At 48.2% G+C, this 21,566-nt stretch carries 18 protein-coding genes; 10 read left to right on the top strand and 8 right to left on the bottom strand.

What is annotated here, in order from left to right; translation table 11 throughout:
- Genes ACO0KV_RS02775 through ACO0KV_RS02785 form a run of 3 tightly spaced genes read right to left on the bottom strand, consistent with a single transcriptional unit; the run spans window position 1 to window position 2,244 of the window.
- On the bottom strand, window positions 1–795 hold the full coding sequence (locus tag ACO0KV_RS02775) for an adenosylcobinamide-GDP ribazoletransferase (protein ID WP_423039648.1): 795 nt from the start codon (window positions 793–795) through the stop codon (window positions 1–3).
- 9 nt (window positions 796–804) lie between these two features.
- Window positions 805–1,836, bottom strand: a complete 1,032-nt coding sequence (gene cobT / locus ACO0KV_RS02780) for a nicotinate-nucleotide--dimethylbenzimidazole phosphoribosyltransferase (protein WP_423039827.1) — start codon at window positions 1,834–1,836, stop codon at window positions 805–807.
- A 9-nt stretch (window positions 1,837–1,845) separates the two neighbouring features.
- Window positions 1,846–2,244 (bottom strand): diacylglycerol kinase, encoded by a 399-nt coding sequence (locus ACO0KV_RS02785; RefSeq protein WP_423039650.1) that lies wholly within the window; start codon window positions 2,242–2,244, stop codon window positions 1,846–1,848.
- Between the two features lie 505 nt (window positions 2,245–2,749).
- Between ACO0KV_RS02785 and ACO0KV_RS02790 the strand changes: the two genes are divergently transcribed.
- Window positions 2,750–3,526 (top strand): IclR family transcriptional regulator, encoded by a 777-nt coding sequence (locus ACO0KV_RS02790; protein ID WP_423039652.1) that lies wholly within the window; start codon window positions 2,750–2,752, stop codon window positions 3,524–3,526.
- 120 nt (window positions 3,527–3,646) lie between these two features.
- Here the strand turns inward: ACO0KV_RS02790 and lepB are convergent, their stop codons facing one another.
- From lepB to tkt, 4 genes are all read right to left on the bottom strand, one after another.
- Window positions 3,647–4,327, bottom strand: coding sequence for a signal peptidase I (lepB, locus tag ACO0KV_RS02795; protein ID WP_423039654.1), 681 nt, complete (start codon window positions 4,325–4,327; stop codon window positions 3,647–3,649).
- Between the two features lie 133 nt (window positions 4,328–4,460).
- Window positions 4,461–5,474 (bottom strand): type I glyceraldehyde-3-phosphate dehydrogenase, encoded by a 1,014-nt coding sequence (gene gap, locus ACO0KV_RS02800; protein WP_423039656.1) that lies wholly within the window; start codon window positions 5,472–5,474, stop codon window positions 4,461–4,463.
- 156 nt (window positions 5,475–5,630) lie between these two features.
- The gene (locus tag ACO0KV_RS02805) at window positions 5,631–6,218 is read right to left on the bottom strand and encodes a GNAT family N-acetyltransferase (RefSeq protein WP_423039658.1); all 588 of its coding nucleotides are present in this window, start codon (window positions 6,216–6,218) and stop codon (window positions 5,631–5,633) included.
- Window positions 6,219–6,232: 14 nt separating this feature from the next.
- Window positions 6,233–8,269, bottom strand: a complete 2,037-nt coding sequence (gene tkt, locus ACO0KV_RS02810; protein ID WP_423039829.1) for a transketolase — start codon at window positions 8,267–8,269, stop codon at window positions 6,233–6,235.
- 454 nt (window positions 8,270–8,723) lie between these two features.
- Here tkt and ACO0KV_RS02815 point away from each other — a divergent pair, with 454 nt between their 5' ends.
- The gene (locus ACO0KV_RS02815; protein WP_423039660.1) at window positions 8,724–9,449 is read left to right on the top strand and encodes a 16S rRNA (uracil(1498)-N(3))-methyltransferase; all 726 of its coding nucleotides are present in this window, start codon (window positions 8,724–8,726) and stop codon (window positions 9,447–9,449) included.
- A 109-nt stretch (window positions 9,450–9,558) separates the two neighbouring features.
- Here the strand turns inward: ACO0KV_RS02815 and ACO0KV_RS02820 are convergent, their stop codons facing one another.
- Window positions 9,559–11,358, bottom strand: coding sequence for a DUF885 domain-containing protein (locus ACO0KV_RS02820; protein ID WP_423039662.1), 1,800 nt, complete (start codon window positions 11,356–11,358; stop codon window positions 9,559–9,561).
- A gap of 263 nt (window positions 11,359–11,621) precedes the next feature.
- Here ACO0KV_RS02820 and ACO0KV_RS02825 point away from each other — a divergent pair, with 263 nt between their 5' ends.
- The 8 genes from ACO0KV_RS02825 (at window position 11,622) to ACO0KV_RS02860 (ending at window position 21,526) form a co-directional block, all read left to right on the top strand.
- Window positions 11,622–12,758 (top strand): methyltransferase, encoded by a 1,137-nt coding sequence (locus ACO0KV_RS02825; protein ID WP_423039664.1) that lies wholly within the window; start codon window positions 11,622–11,624, stop codon window positions 12,756–12,758.
- A 95-nt stretch (window positions 12,759–12,853) separates the two neighbouring features.
- Complete coding sequence (locus ACO0KV_RS02830; protein WP_422993493.1) at window positions 12,854–13,066, top strand: hypothetical protein; 213 nt, start codon at window positions 12,854–12,856, stop codon at window positions 13,064–13,066.
- Between the two features lie 260 nt (window positions 13,067–13,326).
- Window positions 13,327–14,307, top strand: coding sequence for a bifunctional riboflavin kinase/FAD synthetase (locus ACO0KV_RS02835; protein ID WP_423039666.1), 981 nt, complete (start codon window positions 13,327–13,329; stop codon window positions 14,305–14,307).
- Window positions 14,308–14,357: 50 nt separating this feature from the next.
- Window positions 14,358–17,222 (top strand): isoleucine--tRNA ligase, encoded by a 2,865-nt coding sequence (gene ileS / locus ACO0KV_RS02840; RefSeq protein ID WP_423039668.1) that lies wholly within the window; start codon window positions 14,358–14,360, stop codon window positions 17,220–17,222.
- 150 nt (window positions 17,223–17,372) lie between these two features.
- Window positions 17,373–17,909 carry a signal peptidase II gene (gene lspA, locus ACO0KV_RS02845; protein WP_423039670.1) on the top strand — a complete coding sequence of 179 codons (537 nt, stop codon included), beginning with the start codon at window positions 17,373–17,375 and terminating at the stop codon, window positions 17,907–17,909.
- An 18-nt stretch (window positions 17,910–17,927) separates the two neighbouring features.
- Complete coding sequence (gene coaBC / locus ACO0KV_RS02850; RefSeq protein WP_423039831.1) at window positions 17,928–19,130, top strand: bifunctional phosphopantothenoylcysteine decarboxylase/phosphopantothenate--cysteine ligase CoaBC; 1,203 nt, start codon at window positions 17,928–17,930, stop codon at window positions 19,128–19,130.
- Between the two features lie 68 nt (window positions 19,131–19,198).
- On the top strand, window positions 19,199–19,648 hold the full coding sequence (dut, locus tag ACO0KV_RS02855) for a dUTP diphosphatase (protein WP_423039672.1): 450 nt from the start codon (window positions 19,199–19,201) through the stop codon (window positions 19,646–19,648).
- Window positions 19,649–19,897: 249 nt separating this feature from the next.
- On the top strand, window positions 19,898–21,526 hold the full coding sequence (locus ACO0KV_RS02860) for a SulP family inorganic anion transporter (RefSeq protein WP_423039674.1): 1,629 nt from the start codon (window positions 19,898–19,900) through the stop codon (window positions 21,524–21,526).
- Window positions 21,527–21,566: the final 40 nt, after the last annotated feature.

A 21,566-nucleotide genomic window follows, 5' to 3' on the forward strand; every position in this document is an offset into this window, starting at 1 on the left:
TCAGACTGGTGCGTGAGCCAGCAAGCCAAGGTAAAAAACAACTTCGGTCAATTGCTGAACCGCACCGAGGCAGTCACCGGTATACCCGCCAATCCGGCGAACGAACAAACGTGCAAACCAGAACGCCGACAGCGGCATCAAGATCAAAGCGGGCAACAACCGCTCAACGACTACCGGTTGCCACAACAGAATGGCAGCCAGCGGTACTAGCACACTCAGACAGGCAACACCAAACTCATTGGAACTCATAAATTGCGCAAGCGGCTTTGCCTTCCCTTCGTGTCTGGCATAGTCAAGCAACCAGATTAAGCTGCAAGAGAGCAGGCGAGAAAGCGGATGCGCAATCAGCAGTGCTGGCACTACCAACACAGCAGGCAAACTCACCAACAATACAAATTTCAACAACAACATCAGGCAAATACCAATCGTCCCATAAGCACCGATCCGCGAGTCTTTCATGATGATAAGGACGCGCTCTGGCGTAGTTCCTCCACCAAAACCGTCACAGACATCAGCAAAACCATCTTCATGAAACGCACCTGTGACCCAGATGCCGGCAACCATCGACAACACAACTGCGACAGCTGGCGGCCACCATTGCAATACCGCGATATAGACACCGCTCACAACACCACCAACCACCCAACCAACCGCAGGAAAATAACGTGACGACTGTTGTAACCAGGCCGCCTCAAATCCAACCCAATGTGGAATCGGGATACGGGTAAAAAACTGCAACGCGATAAAAAATAACCGCAGTTGATGCAAGCACTGTTGGCGTAGATGGGCAATCATCAAATTAGCTCAATCTACGCTTTTTTCGCTGACTTGCGCAGTACCGAAGGTCGCCATTTGGTTCAGGAAATTAACAGCAGCCTGCACCATCGGATACACCAAAGCGGCACCAGTCCCCTCACCCAGACGCAAATCAAGTTGCAACACAGGGTTGACATCCAACTCCTTGAGCATGCGTGCATGACCACTTTCATCCGATTGATGAGAGAAGACGCAATAATCGAGAATCGCCGGCTCCATCCTTGCGGCCACCAGCAACGCACTAGTGACAATGAAGCCATCAATCAGCAATACCATGCGTCGCTCCGCTGCAGCCAGCATTGCCCCCACCATCATCGCGATTTCGAAGCCGCCAAAACAAGCCAGCACATCGAGTGGCGCACTTACCTCAGAATGCAAATTGACCGCGGCTTCAATCACTTTCTGCTTATGCAAAATGCCGGCCGTTGTCAGGCCCGTACCTGCACCAACGCAATCCGCAACCTGCACGCTGGTCAGTTTATGCATTACCGCCGCAGCAGCGGTCGTATTGCCAATGCCCATCTCGCCAAAACCAAGCACATTCCCCTTCAAGACACTGACGAGATCTCGCCCATGCTGCAATGCCACCTGACATTGCGCAGCACTCATCGCAGGTTCTTTAGCGAAATTACGCGTCCCTGGCGCCACTTTGCGTTGATGAAGTACATCACGCTGACCAAAATCGTGGTTCACACCTGCGTCAACAATGTGTAGTTCAATACCATTCTGACGCGCAAAGACATTGATTGCAGCACCTCCGGCTAGGAAGTTTTCTACCATCTGCCAAGTCACATCTTGCGGAAAAGCAGAAATACCTTCGGCGACAACACCGTGATCGCCTGCAAAGACGATGATCGCTGGCGATTTCAGTACTGGCGCAACGGTTTGCTGGATCATCCCAATTTGTGCAGCTAACTGTTCGAGCCGTCCAAGACTACCCAATGGTTTGGTTTTATTGTTAATCGCAGCAGTTAACGCTGCGTCCAGATCGGTGTTCTTTGTTGTGCTAATGCTCGCCATCATGGGATATCAGTAGTAAAAACGATTAAATAAAATAACGGACCAAGTCGCCACAGCGATGATCAATGTCAACAATACGGCAGCGCTGCCGAAGTCTTTTGCATTTTTTGATAGCGTGTGACGCTCCAGAGACACACGGTCTACGACAGCCTCAATCGCAGAGTTAAGTAACTCAACGACCAGTATCAGCAACAAGACAGCGATCATCATTAATTTTTCAAATGCGGACACAGGCAAAGCCAGGGCCGTCACGATACCAATAACGACCAGCACTAGCTCTTGTCGGAATGCATGTTCATTTTTCCAGGCCGATTTAAAGCCATCGATAGAATAAAAGAAGGCGGAAAATATCCGCTTAACACCACTTTTGCTTTTAAACTCACTTACTTCTTGTTCTTTGGCGGCCATAGTTCATCCTTAATACATGGGACTACTATTCAATGACGAGAAATTGACCAACAATATGTCATTTCTCTCATCCCCATCTAGCAGCGTTATTAAGCCGATCACGCCTATCTGAGGGATACTCGTCAACAGACTGATCAGCTACCGAATGCATGTTGCCGCGAATTTTACATGACAATGCGGCTCAGTTTTTTCTTATTGTCACGTAAAAAAGCTTTACTTTGATGACATGCAAGCATAATCAAAAAGAATGTATAAAAAATAAAAAAATAGAAAAAAATAGAAAGAAATAGAAAGAAATAGAAAAAATGTCTCACAACGCAAGCTATTAAGCCTGCTGCACCGCATCGTCAAAAAGAGACAAGACGCATAATAAAGACCAATTCATTCGCAAAATTACATCATTTTGAACAGAATCACGACGATTAATGACATTTTACAACGCGAATCAATGACGAACTTTTCACATTGTGGTATAACAGTTCTATTGCATTGCATCACAGATCCTATGAAAATCGACGCTCCAGCTTCAGATAAAACTTCTATTCAGGTCATAGAACGCATGGTTTCTCTGCTTGATGCGCTATCGCGCTATCAAGACCCTGTCAGCCTCAAAGAGCTGGCAATTGTCACAGGCCTACACCCTTCAACCGCCCACCGCATACTCAATGACCTCGTAACTACCCGTTTTGTTGATCGGGCAGAAACAGGTTACTACCAGTTAGGGATGCGTTTATTGGAATTAGGTAACATCGTAAAAAGCCGTCTCAACGTACGTGAAGCTGCACTCGATTTTATGCGTACCTTGCATCGCCATACCGGCCAGACCATCAATCTGTCGGTACGTCAGGGCGATGAGATTGTCTACATTGATCGTGCATTTTCAGAACGCTCAGGTATGCAGGTGGTACGTGCGATTGGTGGACGCGCACCGTTGCATCTGACATCGACAGGTAAATTGTTTTTGTCTCTAGATGAGCCAAAAGCCATCCGAGCTTACGCCACCCGCACCGGACTCTCTGGCCATAATAAAAACTCCATTACTGATCTGGCTAAGTTGGAGAAAGAATTAGCCGAAGTACGGATAAAAGGTTACGCAAGAGATAACGAGGAGCTCGAATTAGGTGTGCGATGTATGGCTGCCGGCATCCATGACGATAGCGGCAAAATGATCGCAGGGTTATCCATCTCCGCCCCAGCTGATCGTCTGCAAGAGGACTGGCTCAGCAATCTTACTGACACAGCACAGCAGATTTCAATTGCATTAGGCTATAACCCAGTCTGAGTGCACAAGGCGCTCACACCGATGACTGGGCAGACATCGAAGAAACAGTTCTGCTACAGATAAAAAGCGCTACGCATCCTATCTGTAGTCAGATCACTGACATCACGGCTCAACTTGCACTCATACTTTAAACCCAAAACGCTCTAATCGCGGCAAGTAATAATGATCGCCATTCAAAGAAAACATCAAACGCTTCACCTGGCCCGTAATTAATTCTCGCTTTACCAAACCGATATAGCGTGAGTCTTTACTATTATCGCGATTATCGCCCAGCATCATGTATTGCCCCTCGGGCACTTTGACTGGTGCGAACGTCCGGATGGCAAAGCGATCAGGCATAACGATGATGTTATGATCAAGACTTCCGAGGCGCTCTTTATACACCAGTTGTTCGCCAGAAAATTCACGTTGCGGCGTCAAATGGTCGTCGCTCAGCATCGAGATCGGCTCGTAGTTCGCAGCCTGGCCGTTGATATACAAATGTTCATCGCGCATTTCTACGATATCACCCGGCAAAGCGACAAGGCGTTTGACCAGACGAACCCCATCTTCCGGCGAAGTGAAAGTAACGATATCACCGCGCTTAGGATCATCGAGGCGTTTAACGATCACATCCGTAAATGGCACTTTCAGGTCGTATGCGATACGGTCACAAATAACCCGATCACCTTCGAGTAAGGTGGGGTACATAGAACTGGAAGGCACTGAATAATAATCAGCGAGCGCACTTCTGACCAAGGCCATGCCCAACATAAACACTAAAAACCCTTTATTGTCGGCAACTATTTTTTTAATATTCATCGTCTTTGCTCCTTGTTGTCTGGAAATTCGCTCAAGTAAATGACTTGCACTCAAGCTTCTCTTTGCCTGAAGTCTCTTTTGGACAAAAAAATACCCCGAAAGTTCGGGGTATTTTTAAATTACAAAATAGAAATTATTTTGCGCTCATCAGTGCAACTGTTGTATCCAACATACGGTTGGAGAAGCCCCACTCGTTGTCGTACCAGCTGGAAACTTTCACCAGACGACCATTCACTTTAGTCAATGTTTCGTCATAAGTAGAAGATGCTGGGTTGTGGTTGAAGTCAACGGAAACCAACGGTGCTGTGTTGTAATCCAGGATACCTTTCAACGCGCCTTCAGATGCGTCCTTCAATACTTTGTTAATTTCTTCGACTGTTGTGTCGCGTTTAGCGATGAAAGTCAGATCAACAACAGAAACGTTGATGGTTGGAACACGCATTGCGTAACCATCCAACTTGCCATTCAATTCTGGCAATACCAGACCAACTGCTGCAGCTGCACCAGTTTTTGTCGGGATCATGCTCATTGTTGCTGAACGTGCACGACGCAAATCTTCATGCATAACATCAGTCAATACCTGATCGTTGGTGTATGCGTGGATCGTTGTCATCAAACCGCTTTCGATACCGATCGCATCGTTCAGTGGTTTTGCCAATGGTGCCAAGCAGTTTGTTGTGCAAGAAGCGTTAGAGATCACTGTATCTGTTGATTTCAGAACACCGTGGTTCACGCCGTACACAACTGTTGCGTCAACATCTTTACCGCCTGGAGCGGAGATAATGACTTTCTTTGCGCCGCCAGCCAAATGAGCAGATGCTTTTTCTTTGGTTGTGAAAAAGCCTGTGCATTCCAGAACGACGTCAACGTTGAGTTCACCCCAAGGAATGTTCGCTGGGTTACGCTCAGCAAACACTTTGATTTTGTCGCCATTGACGATCATTGTGTCGCCTTCTACGCTCACTGTGCCAGGGAACTTGCCGTGGGCTGTGTCGTAGCGTGTCAGGTGGGCATTGGATTCAGCATTGCCGAGATCATTGATAGCAACGATCTGGATTTCATTTTTGAATTTGCCACCTTCATAGTGAGCGCGAAGGATGTTGCGGCCGATACGGCCATAGCCGTTAATTGCGACGCGAATCGTCATGTTTTTATCTCCAAAGGACTTTACAACAATAAATAAACAACAAAATAACCTGTTATTACTGACACCTGACGCTGAGACCACCGCATCTACTGCGTCGACTATGTCCGCTACGCCCGCAGATTCAACTTATCTGTGAGCAGTCTGCGCGCGATCTACCTAATGTACTGCCGACGAAGTAGGCATTGCATTCACCGAGGCCATAAGGACAGACAAATCACGCCAGCCGTAACCGACCTCATTCAAATCAATACCATCCCAGGTAAATGCCTGCTTGTGGAGTTCAACACCGCCTAAGTCTTCATAGAAATTTTTGGCAATCGCGTTACCAGAAATCACCCACACCAACAAGCTTTGCGCTCCCTGCGCCTGCAAGGTACGTGCTACTTTTTGCACCATCCGGCGACCAATACCAGAACGTTGCCAAGCCGGACGCAAATAAATTGCCGTCAGTTCCGCTTGCATACCGAATTTCGCTTCAGGCAGTACCATGCCAGAGGCGAAGCCAATAATGTGGCCCTCACTTTCAGCCACATAAACGCAAACACGGTCACCAGCAGCTGGAAGCGCTTCGAGAATCTGCTTCCAATGCAAGAAGCTATCCTCAATCCGCATCTGATCCAGATAAGTATCTGGAATCATGCCGCGATAGGTCGTTTGCCAACTATCAACTCGTACCGCAGCAATCGCTTCTGCGTCTGCTACAGTAGCACGACGTAAACTGACTTCTTTGATACTGCTCATCATGTCAGTCATTTTACTTAAGCTAGGGTTGCTTTGACTTTGGCAACGACGTTGTCAACAGTAAAGCCAAACAACTTAAACAACACGCCAGCAGGAGCAGATTCACCGAAGGTATCAATACCGACAACCGCACCTTCTAAACCAACATATTTGTACCAGAAGTCCGTTACACCAGCTTCTATCGCAATACGTGGCAAGCCTTTGCCCAGAACTGCTGATTTGTATGCAGCATCTTGACGATCAAACACATCGGTCGATGGCATAGAAACAACACGTACTGCGATACCCTGCTCAGCCAGCGCCGCTGCGGATTTCACGGCTAATTCAATTTCAGAACCTGTAGCAATCAAGACTGCTTTGGCATTTGCGACGTCTTGCAAGACATAACCACCACGTTGGATGTCAGCGATTTGTTGCGCGCTACGCTCTTGGTAAGGGAGATTTTGTCGAGAGAAAATCAGCGTGGATGGGCCATCATTACGCTTAACAGCGTGTGCCCATGCTGCCGCAGATTCTACGGTGTCGCACGGACGCCAGTTATCCAGATTCGGGATCAAACGCATGCTGGAGATGTGTTCTACGGATTGATGCGTAGGACCATCTTCACCCAGACCGATAGAATCATGCGTAAACACGAACAGTGTACGGATTTTCATCAGCGCAGCCATACGAATCGCATTGCGGCTGTAATCAGAGAATGTCAGGAAAGTCGCGCCGAAAGGGATGTAGCCGCCATGCAAAGCAATACCGTTCATCATCGCGCTCATGCCAAATTCACGCACACCATAGTTGATGTGATTACCAGCCTGATTGCCACGCACCGCAACGCATTCTTTCCAGTTCGTCAGATTAGAACCGGTCAGATCAGCAGAACCGCCCAAGAACTCTGGCAAGGATGGCGCGAAGGCCTGAATCGCATTCTGGCTGGCCTTACGGGTAGCGATGTTTTCTTTTTTATCAACGCATGCAGCAATCGCCTTTGCCACGACTTCATCAAAATTGGCTGGTAAGTCGCCCTTCATACGGCGGGTCAGTTCAGCCGCTTTTTGTGGGAATTGTGCGGTGTACGCTGCAAATTGTGCATTCCAGTCGCCTTCAACTTGTGCGCCGGCAGCTTTGGCATCCCATGCAGCATATACATCAGCAGGCATTTCAAATGGCGCGTAGTCCCAACCGATGTTCGCACGTACCGCAGCGACTTCTTTGTCGCCCAATGCAGCACCGTGCACGTTGTGCGTGCCTTCCATGTTCGGCGAACCTTTACCGATAATGGTTTTGCAGCAAATCAAGGTTGGCTTATTAGATGTTTTAGCAGCAGCAATTGCTGCATCAACAGCCACCGCATTATGACCGTCTACCGCACGGATCACGTTCCAGCCATACGCTTCAAAACGTTTTGGTGTGTCGTCAGTGAACCAGCCTTCAACGTGACCATCGATAGAGATGCCGTTGTCATCCCAGAAAGCGATCAATTTATTGAGTTGCAGCGTACCAGCTAACGAGCATGCTTCGTGAGAAATGCCTTCCATCAGGCAACCGTCGCCCATGAACACGTAAGTGTGGTGGTCAACTACATTCAGACCCGCTTCATTGAATTCAGCAGCCAGAAGCTTTTCAGCCAATGCCATACCGACGGCATTAGTGATGCCTTGCCCCAGAGGACCAGTGGTCGTCTCTACACCCGGTGTCACGTGAACTTCAGGGTGACCTGCGGTTTTGGAGTGCAATTGACGGAAGTTACGGATCTCGTCCATCGACAGATCGTAGCCTGTCAAATGCAATAAAGAGTAATGCAACATCGAACCATGACCATTCGACAACACAAAACGATCGCGGTTTATCCACGTTGGATTCGATGGATTGTGGCGATAGTGACCTTTCCACAATGCAACAGCGATATCAGCCATGCCCATTGGCGCGCCCGGATGACCGGAATTGGCTTTTTGTACCGCATCCATCGACAACGCGCGGATCGCATTTGCCATTTTAGAAAGAGTTGCTGGTTGTATAGTTGAAATCATGGCGGTAGAAGATAGTTTGAGAAGACTGGTCAGTAAAGCCTGAAGGAAAAATCAAATTCAGACCCTGCAAAGCCCAATATTTTACCAGAGCACGAGGTCACTTAATACAGATATTCCCTATTGAGCTTGCTTCAAAGTCCAGTTAAGCGGCATCAGGATGCATAATAAATTTCATTAAAAACAACTAAATAGAAGTTATAACAATATACCTTCAATGAAACTTACGCAAAATTATTCCATCAAGTCATCACAAATAACACTAAATCCCTGCTCCAAAGCTATCAAGCTACCAGCGTGATCGCATTTCAATCCTGATGTACTGAAATCGCCAGATTCACCGCGTGGACGATATAATCCAAGAAATATACGAGGACAACAAAAAGAGAACCTCGAGGATATTTCTTCAATTATGCAAGGTCACATCGCACTGCAAACGTTGACAGAAAAATTAAACCAAGTCACTCACCACGAATAAGCGCCATTCACTATGCCTCGTTTTTTTTGCGACCAATCCCTAACATTAGGCGCCACCATCTCTCTGCCAACCGACGTGGCACATCACGTGTTTGTGCTGCGTCTACAAATTGGCGACATCATTCATCTGTTTAACGGGGAAGGTGGTTGCTTTGTCGCCAGCCTGACGGAGATTGAAAAAAAACGGGCCAGTGCAGAATTAAAACTGTTTTTACCAGATGAAGTCGAGTTACCTTATTCCCTCAGTCTCGCACAAGCCTTGCCTGAGGGGAGCAAAATGGATTGGATCATTGAAAAAGCAGTTGAACTGGGTGTCACAGCAATCCAGCCCTTAGCGTCGCAACGATGCGTCGTCCGGTTATCGGCAGAACGCGCTGAAAAGAAAGTCGAGCACTGGCGCGGCATCATCAGCGCCGCAGCGGAACAATGCGGACGCAACCGACTTACACATCTGACAGCACCGATGGATCTCAGCAAATGGCTAGCACAGCAAGATATGCATCAGCGCATTATGCTATCACCACGCGCCGATCAGTCGCTCACTGACTGGGCAAAACATCACCCGCCGCAAGCTGTCGCGCTATTAATTGGTCCTGAAGGTGGCCTCAGTGATGACGAAGAACGGCTCGCGAGTCGCCACGGTGTGTTATCACTATCGATGGGTCCGAGAATTTTGAGGACAGAAACTGCTGGTCTGGCAGCTGCATCTATTCTCAATGCGGCTTGGGGTGGAATGTAGGTTGTTTTTTTGGGGGCACAAGTTTCTCCGCGCCCGCGTAAGCGGGAGTTTCGTGTCGCTTCCTTGCTTTGGTAATCGGTGACAATCTATTCTGGTCACTGTCTGCCATTCACTTCACGCCAGAACCATTGAGCATCAGTGTTTTAATCATTCCGACCGGCGCACTGCCATATCCCAGGAATTGCTCATGGAATTGTTTGAGCTTGAATTTGTCCCCCTGTTGTTTTTTCAGTTCCTCGCGCAAATCAAGGATTTCACTAAAACCGCTGAAGTAGCTCGCTAATTGCACGGAAGAATACTGCACACGCTGCCATTTTCCATCGGCTTCTGCCTGTGTCTGGAAAGCATGATTAATCAGGAAATCTTTTGCCTGCACTTCAGTCATTCCCAGCACATGCACGCTGTAATCAAGGATGGTATTGCATACTGCACGCAAATTCCATTTGTAATACATCAACCACATTTCTGGAGAGTTCTCGCCATATCCTGATTCCAACATCATACGTTCACTATAGACCGCCCACCCTTCAATCATGGCACCATTACCAAACAGTGTCTTGATAACAGACGGCGACTGGTTTGCGTGTTGCAACTGAGTATAGTGACCAGGAATGGCTTCATGAATACACAGAATTTGCAATACCCAGCGATTATATTCACGCAAGGTGCTCTCAATTTTTTCAGCAGATTGCCCATCAAATGGCGTGACGTTAAAGTAGGTATTATCGTGTGGACGAAAAATCCCCGGCGCCTCAATCGACGCAATCGTCACGCCGCGTTCATACTCCGGCGTCTCACGAACGATTAACGGTTTTTTACTGTCCAGCTCCAACAAATCATGGTCTTTGATCCATTTTTCTAACACCGGCAGTTGCTGGCGAATAGCGGGAAATAGCTCTTCGCCTTTGATGTGTTGCTCAGACAGTTTAGCGATCACCATCGCAATTTTTTGTACACGATCGTCTGGCTTAGGCTGATCGCCCATGGTTTTAGACCAGAGTTGATCGGCGAGTTTTTCCATATTGCGATGCGCCTCATCTTTCGCCGCTAACGCCCGCTGATAAGTCTGCTCGGCGGTGAAGGAGGATTGAATATCAGCTTTAAATTTACCTTCATACCGCTCTTTCCCGATACGGAATGAACGCGCTGTATCAGGCGTCAGATGTTTTGCCGTCTCGGTCAAAAAGGCAACATAATCATTCAGTGCTTCACGGGCATTTTTTAAACCAGTCTGAAGCGCTTGTTTCTGCTGAGTCGTTAGATTTTCTTGCGCTGCAGCTTGTTCAAGTTCGGATAATACTGTCAACGCACCGGCGCTTTGCTGAATTGCCAGTTGTGTATGCTCTATTGTCGGTGAATGGATGCTCGCTTTTGCAGCCGCATAATACGCAGAAACCGCCTGCAGACGACGTATGGCGATACGTACCCGTTCTGCTTTGGGGGCAAAATCGGTATTCAGAATCGCATCAAAATTACCCGCGATATTATGTTGCGTTGGATTCCACTCAAATTCACGAAATTGGGTCAGATACCAGCGTGTCCCCTCAAGATACTGACGCATCAACACCAGATCTGTCTGGTCATTGACGGATAAAGTCTCGCTAGAAACGATCAACAAATGGGTCAACCAGCGATCAATAAACTTCAGATATTGATCCCGAGTCGCCTGATCTGGCAAGGTCAACTTTGCCGCATCGGTGTACTTTCCGGCGGCCATCGCCATATCCGGATCCTGCTTCCACAGCGCGACCAGAAACTCCTGTTTTAATCGAGTAAATGCAGATGCACTTACCGATGCCGTTGCAGCAGTTGATCGTGTTCTCGCAATGCCGTCGGCATGGGCAACAGGCGTTATCTCAGAGGTAGAAATCAACGTTGCAATCGCTGCACGGTAGAAATGTTTTTGCATGGTTTTCCAGGAGTTCAATGCTGTCGATAAAAGAGGAAAGTGGACAGGTTACTTAATATATTTATACAGATAGCCTAACATAAGCTTATTAGACGCAAAATCCCATCCCTTATAAACAATTTATTATTCGGAAATGGGGTAAAGGTTTTCCGTAAATCTTGCCTTATTCGGTCAATTTGCAGTCATTTCTTTGCTACACTGCTGTCTTAGTCACGTTCAATCTCCATATCGCCCATCAATCGGGCGACTTCCATAAGAAAATAATGAATTCCCCTTCTCCGCAATTGCACTGGATAGAAAACGACGAACCCCGCTCATGCCGTTGGCATGCAGAAAACGGAGCGCCACCGCCTAAACGGGTGCAGATCGCAGATGACCGGATGAATACCGAAACCGCCTACAAACTCGCCTGCGAGGGTACAGCTTTACTTTGGCGTGGGGATTTCCATAACGGCAAGCAATTGCTGCAATCACTGGCTCGACGGATTGATAAAAAACCCGCCAGTAAAAAAGCAAAGATACCAACTAGTGCGTCTGAAGCATTTCATTTATATCGCCAGGCACAATCGCAGCGAGCACGCGTCTTGGCAATGGTGCTGATTCCGTTTGAAGCGGATTACGGCATTTCATTACGTCGCGCGCCGGATGTCAGACTCGCCTGCACCGAAGTCTACGGCCCGCCCAGCGACGCCTTCGTTGCTTCATTACGAGAATTATTAGGGCTCATTGGCGCGCATGAGTGGCGTAAAAATGGCGTCGCGATTAAGGCACTGGATGCAAAAATTCATCCGTATTACGGCGTCTTCTCGCCAGTACGCGGCGAATACATCGATCTCGTTGCGAAAGCGCCACTACCCTCTACGGAACTTGCTTTTGATATCGGTGTCGGTACCGGCGTGTTATCTGCCATATTGGCAAAACGTGGAGTGAAAAAAATCGTTGCCACAGACCAGGACAAGCGCGCCCTCGCCTGCGCCAACGAAAATCTGCAAACATTAGGCTTTTTAAATCAGGTCACGCTGCAGGAAACCGATTTATTTCCAGAAGGACGTGCACCGTTAGTCGTGTGTAATCCGCCGTGGGTACCGGCACGCCCGAATTCGCCAATTGAATATGCAGTCTATGATCCAGACAGCCAGATGTTAAAGCGCTTTCTGGCAGGCGTGGCCGAACATCTTGCACCACACGGGGAAGCATGGCTGATCATGTCAGACTTTGCACAACATTTGGGATTACGTAGCAGCGAAGAGTTCTTTAGCTGGATTGACGCTGGCGGTTTAACGGTCATCGGCAAAATGGACATTAAACCACAACATGCAAAATCGACGGACGCAACGGACCCCTTACATGCTGCTCGGGTAAAAGAAGTCACCTCGCTGTGGCGTTTAAAATTGAAATAATATTCCATCAAGGCAATCACGTTATATAAAATACGCCACCAACGTTCGCAGGCACGCTCGTGCCTGCGACGGCTTTCAAATTGAATCGACTTATCATGAATAAACCAGCCCGCATCCTCACCTTCAAATGCAAAAAATGCAGCAAATCTGTACAAGTATTCTTGCAAAAAGTATCCGCCTGCTCTCATATCCAGCCGTACCAAGGTATCTGCACTTGCGGTGAAGTGATGAAACATGCAACGGGAAACAAAGATGCTGTTGAATCCTTTCTGAGCTCAGATAGTGTTACTTGGTCACATCACCACTGATCATCTGGTTGATTTAACACGGCCCCGTCGGTGTGATAATTTCTTACTAAAAATCAATTGTCTTTTTACCACCCATATGAGTCCAGTGGTGAAAAAGTTACCTAAAAAACATCCTTGTGCAGTTCAAGCCTGATTCGACTGCTTTTCAAGCCGTAACGCCGTGTGATTAACCACGAGAATCGGCTTTTTCAAGGCGAATCAAGGCTATTCACTGCGAAGTCATTTATAATCTACCGCTTTGCAGCAGTTTTCTGGAAACAATGAAGGTATTTCGCGGACTTCCAAATGAAGCCTCCCGTGCTCCCTGTGCACTGGCGATAGGCAATTTTGATGGTGTACACTTGGGACACCAGACTTTGCTCGCGCATTTACGTGCTGCGGCAAACCGTTTGAACCTAGAATCAGCGGTGATGACCTTTGAACCTCATCCACGTGCATTTTTTGCAAAACTCGCTGGTGATCTCTCTCTCGCGCCGACTCGAATTGCTAATTTACGTGACAATTTATCATCACTAAAACGTGCAGATGTAGATCGTGTGATCGTTGAACACTTCAATGCCCATTTTGCCTCGTTGTCACCACACGACTTTATCAAGCAGATCCTTGTCGATGGCTTGCACGTCAAATGGCTGATGGTTGGCGATGATTTTTGTTTTGGTGCTAAGCGTGCAGGTAACATTGCCATGTTGGAAGAAGCCGGCAAGCAATACGGTTTTGAAGTCGTGACCTTGCCTGCTGTGCAGAACAAAGGCGTCAGAATATCGTCTTCAGCGGTACGGACTGCGCTGGCGGCTGGTGATTTTAACGAGGCCAAAGACTTACTCGGCCATCCTTACCGGATTTCTGGTCATGTGATTCACGGTCAAAAACTAGGACGCACAATCGGCTTCCCAACGCTTAATCTGCGCATTGCGCACCATCGCCCTGCTGTCGTTGGCATTTTTATTGTACAGGTGCATGGTCTCTCTGAGCAGCCACTGCCAGCGGTTGCCAGCCTTGGTGTCCGGCCAACGGTCGACGACAGTGGTCGTGTGTTACTGGAAACGTATGTCTTCAACTATCAGGGCAATGCCTATGGTAAGGTCGTACAAATCGAGTTTTTAAAGAAACTGCGTGACGAAGAAAAGTACAGTGATCTGGAAACGCTGACTGCCGCGATCAACAACGACGCTGACCAAGCACGCGCCTATTTTGCAGCGACTTCCCGCATTCCGGCCAGCAACGCGACCGACCGAATTTGAAGAAACTCTCAGCCGTTTCTTCTTCCTCTATTTATAAAAGAAAATTCATCATGTCCGAAAATAAAACAGCTAAAGCTGCGAGCAAATACCCGGTTAATATGACCGAAACACCATTCCCCATGCGTGGCGATCTCGCTAAACGCGAACCAAAATGGGTTAAGGAATGGCAAGAAAAAAATATCTATCAACGGATTCGTAAAGCCAGTGCTGGTCGTCCTAAGTTTATTCTGCACGACGGCCCACCGTATGCGAATGGCGATATCCATATTGGCCACGCCGTTAATAAAATCCTGAAAGACATGATTATCAAAGCACGCAGCATGGCTGGCTTTGATGCACCGTACGTACCAGGCTGGGATTGCCACGGGATGCCAATTGAAATTCAGATCGAAAAATTGTTCGGTAAAAACTTGCCGGTCAATGAAGTTCAATCCAAAGCCCGCGTTTATGCTGAAGAGCAGATCGGTCGCCAGAAGGCTGACTTTATCCGCCTAGGCGTGTTAGGTGAGTGGGACAATCCCTACAAAACCATGAACTTCAGCAATGAAGCCGATGAGTTGCGTGCGCTCGGTCAATTGCTGGAAAAAGGCTACGTCTATCGTGGTCTGAAGCCAGTTAACTGGTGTTTTGATTGCGGTTCGGCGCTGGCTGAAGCTGAAGTTGAATACGAAAACAAACGTGACCCGTCGATCGACGTTGGCTTTCCGTTTGCCGAACTTGACAAGCTGGCACAAGCCTTTCAGTTAGATAAACTGCCGCATGACAAAGGTTATTGCGTGATCTGGACCACCACACCGTGGACCATTCCGTCAAACCAAGCCTTGAACATGCATCCGGAAATCACTTACGCGCTCGTAGAAACTAGCCGTGATGGTGCACCGTTATTGTTGATCATCGCCAAAGATCTGGTGGAAACCAGCTTGGCAAAGTACGAACTCGAAGGCAAAGTGATCGCTACTTGCCTCGGAGCCGCGTTGTCTGAAATCAAATTCAAACATCCATTGTCTGCACTCGATGCAGGCTATGACCGTTACTCTCCTGTGTACATGGGTGACTATGTCACGCTCGATAGTGGTACTGGCGTTGTTCACTCCGCACCTGCTTACGGTATCGAAGATTTCCAGTCATGCAAAGCGCATGGCATGAAAGATGACGACATCATCGCGCCTGTCATGGGTGATGGTAAATTTGCGTCGACACTGCCATTCTTTGCTGGCATGACCATCTGGGAAGCATCCAAGCCGATCTGCGAAAAACTACGCGAAGCTGGTGCCTTATTCTCATTGAAGATGTTTGACCACAGCTACATGCATTGCTGGCGTCATAAAACACCGATTATCTATCGTGCGACGTCGCAATGGTTCGCCAGTATGGACAACACACCAAACGATGGCGCTACCAGCCTGCGCGAAACAGCACTCAAAGCCATTGATGAGACAGCGTTTTTCCCGAGCTGGGGCAAAGCTCGCCTGCACGGCATGATCGCGAATCGTCCAGACTGGACGCTGTCACGTCAACGTCAATGGGGCGTGCCAATGGCATTCTTCTTGCACAAAGAAACGGGCCAGTTGCACCCACGTACTCCAGAATTGCTCGAAATCATTGCCAAACGCATCGAAACCGAAGGCATCGAAGCCTGGCACAAAATCGAGCCATCAGATTTATTGGGTGACGAAGCGTCAATGTATGTCAAAAACCGCGATACGCTCGACGTTTGGTTTGATTCTGGTGTCACGCACAAAACGGTCTTACGTGGTTCACATAAAGAACAATCCGCTTACCCTGCCGATCTGTACCTCGAAGGGTCCGATCAGCATCGCGGCTGGTTCCACTCTTCTCTGCTGACTGCTTCCATGCTGGATGGACACGCGCCTTACAAAGCCTTGCTGACACACGGTTTCGTGGTTGATGGCGAAGGCAAGAAAATGTCGAAGTCCAAAGGTAATGTGGTTGCGCCACAAAAGATCTCCGATACCCTTGGCGCTGACATTCTGCGTTTATGGGTAGCGTCGACTGATTATTCAGGTGAATTGTCGATCTCTGACGAAATCCTCAAACGCGTCACAGAATCCTATCGCCGTATCCGTAACACCTTGCGTTTCTTGTTGGCCAATACGTCGGACTTTGATATCAGCAAAGATGCGGTGGCGATTGCGGACATGCTGGAAATCGATCGTTATGCAATTGCGAACATGGCTGTTCTGCAAACAGAAGTACTTGCTCACTACCAACAGTTTGAATTCCATCCTGTGGTCAGCAAACTGCAATCTTACTGCTCTGAAGATCTGGGTGGATTCTATCTGGATATTTTGAAAGACCGTTTGTACACTAGTGGCACGGCCTCAACTGCGCGCCGTTCTGCGCAAACAGCGATCTGGCATATTACACAAGCGTTGTTACGTCTGATGGCACCGATGTTGTCATTCACGGCAGAAGAAGCATGGCAGTTCTTCGCCAGTGCTGATGCATTCAAAGACAGTGACGAAACGATTTTCACGCAGACCTATTATGCGTTACCTGAAATTGCTGAGAGTGCAGCATTACTGCAGAAATTTGCAACTCTGCGCGCAGTTCGCAATGACGTGACCAAGCAACTCGAAGAAGTACGTGTTGCTGGTGGCATCGGTTCATCCCTGCAAGCGGAAGTCGTGATCAAAGCCAGTGGCGATAAATTTGATGTGTTGAATAGCTTTGCTGATGATCTGAAATTTGCGTTGATCACATCGGCAGCGAGCGTTGAGCAAGTCACTGACGAAACCGCAGAAACAGTCACTGTGACACCATCGACGTACCAAAAATGCGAGCGCTGCTGGCATTATCGTGCGGATGTTGGCAGCCATGCTGAACATTCTGGCTTGTGCGGTCGCTGCTACAGCAACCTCTTTGGCGCGGGCGAAACACGTCGTTTTGCTTGATGACTGATCTCATTGATATCATCGATATCAGCGCTGACATCACGACAATGACAGTCGTCATATAAAGAAAAGACCGGCAAACTACCGGTCTTTTCTATTGCAAGATAAAGAAGCACCCTTTAGTAACTTACCTCTTTTTAATGAAAACTCATGGCGACTAAAAAACGTTCTAATTTTTCTGCAGGCTCCCGCTCATCAAGCTCCTCTGGCTCGTCAGGATCGTCACTCATCCCTTGGTTAGGCTTAGCGGCGATTGTGATTTTGCTTGATCAGGTCAGTAAAATCACCATCACGAAATTATTCAGCTACGCCGAATCAATGAGCGTGACCTCGTTTTTCAATCTGGTCTTGGTCTACAATAAAGGTGCTGCATTCAGCTTTCTGGCCACCGAATCGGGATGGCAACGCTACGTCTTTACCGCGCTTGGTCTGGTTGCTGCGGCTTACATCACGTACTTATTGAGTCGTCATGCAAGCCAGAAATTATTTTGCTGGGCATTATCCTTAATTATGGGTGGCGCGTTGGGCAATGTAATCGACCGCCTGATGTACGGACATGTGATTGATTTTCTGGATTTTCACTATCAGGATATTTACCACTTCCCAGCATTTAATCTGGCGGACAGCGCTATTTGTCTGGGCGCAGCTTTGTTCATTCTCGATGAATTACGTCGCGTCAAAAAATAAGGAGTTTGCATCATGAGTCTGCGTCTCTCCGGAAAAAAAATCGTTCTCGGCCTGACTGGTGGCGTCGCCTGTTATAAAGTAGCGGAACTGACCCGCGCCTTGGGCAAAGCAGGGGCATCAGTACAAGTCGTCATGACTCAGGCTGCAACCCAGTTCATCACGCCAGTGACGATGCAAGCCTTGTCAGGCAACACGGTATTCACCGATCAGTGGGATGCGCGTATTCATAACAATATGCCGCATATTGATCTGACCCGCGATGCAGATGCTATCGCCATTGCGCCTTGCAGTACCGATTTCATGTTCAAGCTGGCACACGGCGCGTGTGACGATCTGCTATCGACCTTGTGTATCGCCCGTCCCGCCCATGTGCCGTTACTGATCGCACCGGCGATGAACGTAGAGATGTGGCAAAACCCAGCGACCCAACGTAACGTGGCACAAATCAAAGCAGATGGCATTCAGGTCATGGGTCCCGCTGCAGGCGATCAGGCTTGTGGTGAGACAGGCATGGGCAGAATGTTGGAGCCAGATCAGTTACTGACTGAGATCATTGCTTCGTTTCAGAAAAAAAGTCTCGCTGGCAAACATCTGCTCATTACCGCTGGCCCTACCTTTGAACCTATCGATCCGGTACGTGGCATCACCAATTTATCCTCAGGCAAGATGGGTTACGCCATCGCCCGTGCCGCATGGGAGGCAGGTGCCAACGTGACGCTCGTATCAGGCCCAACCGCACTGGAACAACCTTATGGCATCAAGCGTATCAATGTACAGACCGCTCAACAAATGCATGACGCAGTGATGACCAGCCTCAAGGCACACTTGCAGGATGCGTTTATCGCGGTCGCCGCGGTGGCCGACTGGCGGGTGGTGAACGCCAGCGATCAGAAAATTAAAAAGATGTCTGACAGCGATACGCCACAGCTAGAATTTGCACAAAATCCTGATATTCTGGCACTGGTTGCCGCCTTACCAGACGCGCCTTATTGCGTCGGTTTTGCCGCGGAATCAGAAAATTTATTGCAGTATGGCACGACCAAACGCATCAAGAAAAACATCCCACTACTGGTCGGAAATATCGGCCATCAAACCTTCGGTCAGGACGACAATGAGCTCATATTATTTGACGCCCTTGGTCACGAGGCACTTGGTCGCGCGGATAAACAAACTTTGGCTGGCAAGCTGATCGCAGAGCTGGCAAACCGCTTACCCAATTAACACGGTTGACAACGAACCCACGAGGGGTTGTTGTCAGCGCTATTTTTCACTTTACTACCGTACACATCATGAAACAGATCGACCTCAAAATCCTTGATCCACGTATGCAAGACCAGTTACCAGCGTACGGCACGCCAGGTAGTGCAGGACTGGATCTGCGCGCTTGTATCGATGAAGCCATCACTATTAAACCAGGTGAAACGGTGCTGATTCCAACGGGTCTCGCAATTCACATCGGTGACCCTGCTTATGCCGCCATGATATTGCCGCGCAGTGGAATGGGTCATAAACATGGCATTGTCCTCGGCAATCTGGTCGGCTTAATCGATTCCGATTACCAAGGTCAATTAATGGTCTCGACGTGGAACCGTAGTCAAAATGACTTTGTACTCAACCCGATGGAACGACTGGCACAATTGATTATTGTTCCGGTGCTTCAGGTCGGATTTAATATCGTGAATGAATTTGGTGAAAGCGAACGTGGTGAAGGTGGTTTTGGCAGCACAGGCAAACATTAACCATTCAGTTCTCATCGCTTTCGTACACACCGGCAGCGACTCCCCTGCATTAATTCTGCACCATCTCTGTCTGACATCGATTATCAGACCTCCAAATGAGAATTGGGGGGAGTCCCCCCCTTTTTTTAGCATTGAAACTGAGTAATAAACAAATACTAAGAGAATCACTCAGTCTGTTTGATTCTGTATAAGAAAGGTAGGCAACGCATGGAGTTCAGATGGTCGAGATTTCGCTTCGCAATGCCGGTATTGAGTCTACAAGATCTGATTGCTGGCTTGTCCATTGCAGGCTTACTGCTACCTGAGGCAGTTGCCTATTCAAGTATCGGCAATTTACCGCCGCAAGCCGGCGTGCTGGCATTATTTGCAGGGCTATTGTGCTACGGGCTGCTAGGTAGCAGTCGGTACGCCATTGTTTCCGCCACGTCTTCATCGGCAGCTGTCATGGCGGCGGCGACGGCGTCGATGGCAAATGGTGACCCACAACACAGGATGGCACTTGCTTTGGGTCTTACTATCCTGAGTGGCATCTTTTTTATTCTGGCTAGTCTCGCTAAGATTGGCAGTGTTTCAGAGTTCATCGCTAAACCAGTACTACGCGGTTTTGCATTTGCCTTGGCACTGACAATTACGATTAAACAATTCTCAAAAATAGTCGATGTGCATTCTACGGAAAGCAACTTTGCCTATTATGTCGCGGATATTTGCGCACAGATCGGGCGATGGAATATCAACGGCATCCTGGTTGGTACAGTCGCCTTGTTTCTGCTATTTTCATTAGCCCGTTTCCCCAAAATCCCTGGGGGTTTAATCACGATTGCGGTAGGGATACTGGCAGGTAAGTATCTTCATCTTGACCAATATGGCATCCACCTTGTCGGCAAGATGGAGTTGCAACTGCCAACGCCCGGTTTGCCAATACTAGGACACAATGAATGGACACGCTTAGGGGAGCTCGCACTGGCAATGGTGCTGATCTTGTATGCCGAATCCTATAGTTCTATTCGCACCTATGCCCTTAAGCATGGTGACCAAACTGCAGCAAACCGTGATTTGTTTGCCTTCGGCGTCGGCAATATCGTTTCTGGTTTATTTCATGGTATGCCAGTAGGCGCAGGCTATTCAGCGACATCTGCCAATGAAGCGGCTGGTGCACAATCCAAACTCGCAGGGTGGTGTGCTGCGCTGACCGTGTTACTCATGGTCTGGTACTTACTCCGCTTTGTAGAACTAATCCCCGAGCCTGTATTAGCGGCTATTGTGATCCATGCAGTTTCGCATTCATTAAGTTTGTATGCATTTAAACCTTACATGGTCTGGCGGAGTGACGTCATCGTCGTACTTGTTGCTATCGCAGGCGTTATCACATTTGGCGTGTTAGATGGCTTATTGGCAGCGATTGCAATCAGTATCGGCTTGATGCTGCGACGCATTGCAACAGCAAGCGTCTCGGTGCTGGGCCGACTCGGTCACAGCCACGACTTTGTCAGCATGCAAAATCACCCTGAAGCAAGATCAATCCCTGGAGTTATCGTCTTTAGACCTGAATCCCCGATGTTTTTTGCGAATGCGGAACGAATCACAACAGAGATCAGGAATGGCATTATGGTTGCTGATGAACGCATTCATAGCTTTGTTATCAGCCTGGAAGAGTCTTACGATCTTGATAGTTCTAGTTTGCAAGCGTTGGCTGATCTATCAAACTTTGTAGGAAGCCGACAAAAGCACCTGTTATTTGCCAGAATTAAGGATCATATCCAGGATATTCTTAATAAGGGGGTGACCCTTGGCCTGATGCCACCATACGAATGCGGAATCAGTGTCGATGACACGGTTGCGATGGCAACCAATAAAAACAAAAAACAAAGTAAGTGTTAATTCAATATACAACGTTGAAATTTCCCAAGAAAAAAGCCCG

It is taken from the genome of Undibacterium sp. RuRC25W, assembly GCF_049339825.1.
GTDB lineage: Bacteria > Pseudomonadota > Gammaproteobacteria > Burkholderiales > Burkholderiaceae_D > Undibacterium.

What these genes read in the sequence shown, in the direction of transcription:
- ACO0KV_RS02790 (WP_423039652.1), top strand. Translation starts at nt 2,750, where the DNA reads ATGAAAATCGACGCTCCAGCTTCAGATAAAACTTCTATTCAGGTCATA.
- lepB (WP_423039654.1), bottom strand. Translation starts at nt 4,327, where the DNA reads ATGAATATTAAAAAAATAGTTGCCGACAATAAAGGGTTTTTAGTGTTT.
- cobT (WP_423039827.1), bottom strand. Translation starts at nt 1,836, where the DNA reads ATGGCGAGCATTAGCACAACAAAGAACACCGATCTGGACGCAGCGTTA.
- ACO0KV_RS02820 (WP_423039662.1), bottom strand. Translation starts at nt 11,358, where the DNA reads ATGCAAAAACATTTCTACCGTGCAGCGATTGCAACGTTGATTTCTACC.
- ileS (WP_423039668.1), top strand. Translation starts at nt 14,358, where the DNA reads ATGTCCGAAAATAAAACAGCTAAAGCTGCGAGCAAATACCCGGTTAAT.
- ACO0KV_RS02815 (WP_423039660.1), top strand. Translation starts at nt 8,724, where the DNA reads ATGCCTCGTTTTTTTTGCGACCAATCCCTAACATTAGGCGCCACCATC.
- ACO0KV_RS02835 (WP_423039666.1), top strand. Translation starts at nt 13,327, where the DNA reads ATGAAGGTATTTCGCGGACTTCCAAATGAAGCCTCCCGTGCTCCCTGT.
- ACO0KV_RS02785 (WP_423039650.1), bottom strand. Translation starts at nt 2,244, where the DNA reads ATGGCCGCCAAAGAACAAGAAGTAAGTGAGTTTAAAAGCAAAAGTGGT.
- lspA (WP_423039670.1), top strand. Translation starts at nt 17,373, where the DNA reads ATGGCGACTAAAAAACGTTCTAATTTTTCTGCAGGCTCCCGCTCATCA.
- ACO0KV_RS02805 (WP_423039658.1), bottom strand. Translation starts at nt 6,218, where the DNA reads ATGATGAGCAGTATCAAAGAAGTCAGTTTACGTCGTGCTACTGTAGCA.
- ACO0KV_RS02830 (WP_422993493.1), top strand. Translation starts at nt 12,854, where the DNA reads ATGAATAAACCAGCCCGCATCCTCACCTTCAAATGCAAAAAATGCAGC.
- ACO0KV_RS02775 (WP_423039648.1), bottom strand. Translation starts at nt 795, where the DNA reads ATGATTGCCCATCTACGCCAACAGTGCTTGCATCAACTGCGGTTATTT.
- ACO0KV_RS02825 (WP_423039664.1), top strand. Translation starts at nt 11,622, where the DNA reads ATGAATTCCCCTTCTCCGCAATTGCACTGGATAGAAAACGACGAACCC.
- dut (WP_423039672.1), top strand. Translation starts at nt 19,199, where the DNA reads ATGAAACAGATCGACCTCAAAATCCTTGATCCACGTATGCAAGACCAG.
- gap (WP_423039656.1), bottom strand. Translation starts at nt 5,474, where the DNA reads ATGACGATTCGCGTCGCAATTAACGGCTATGGCCGTATCGGCCGCAAC.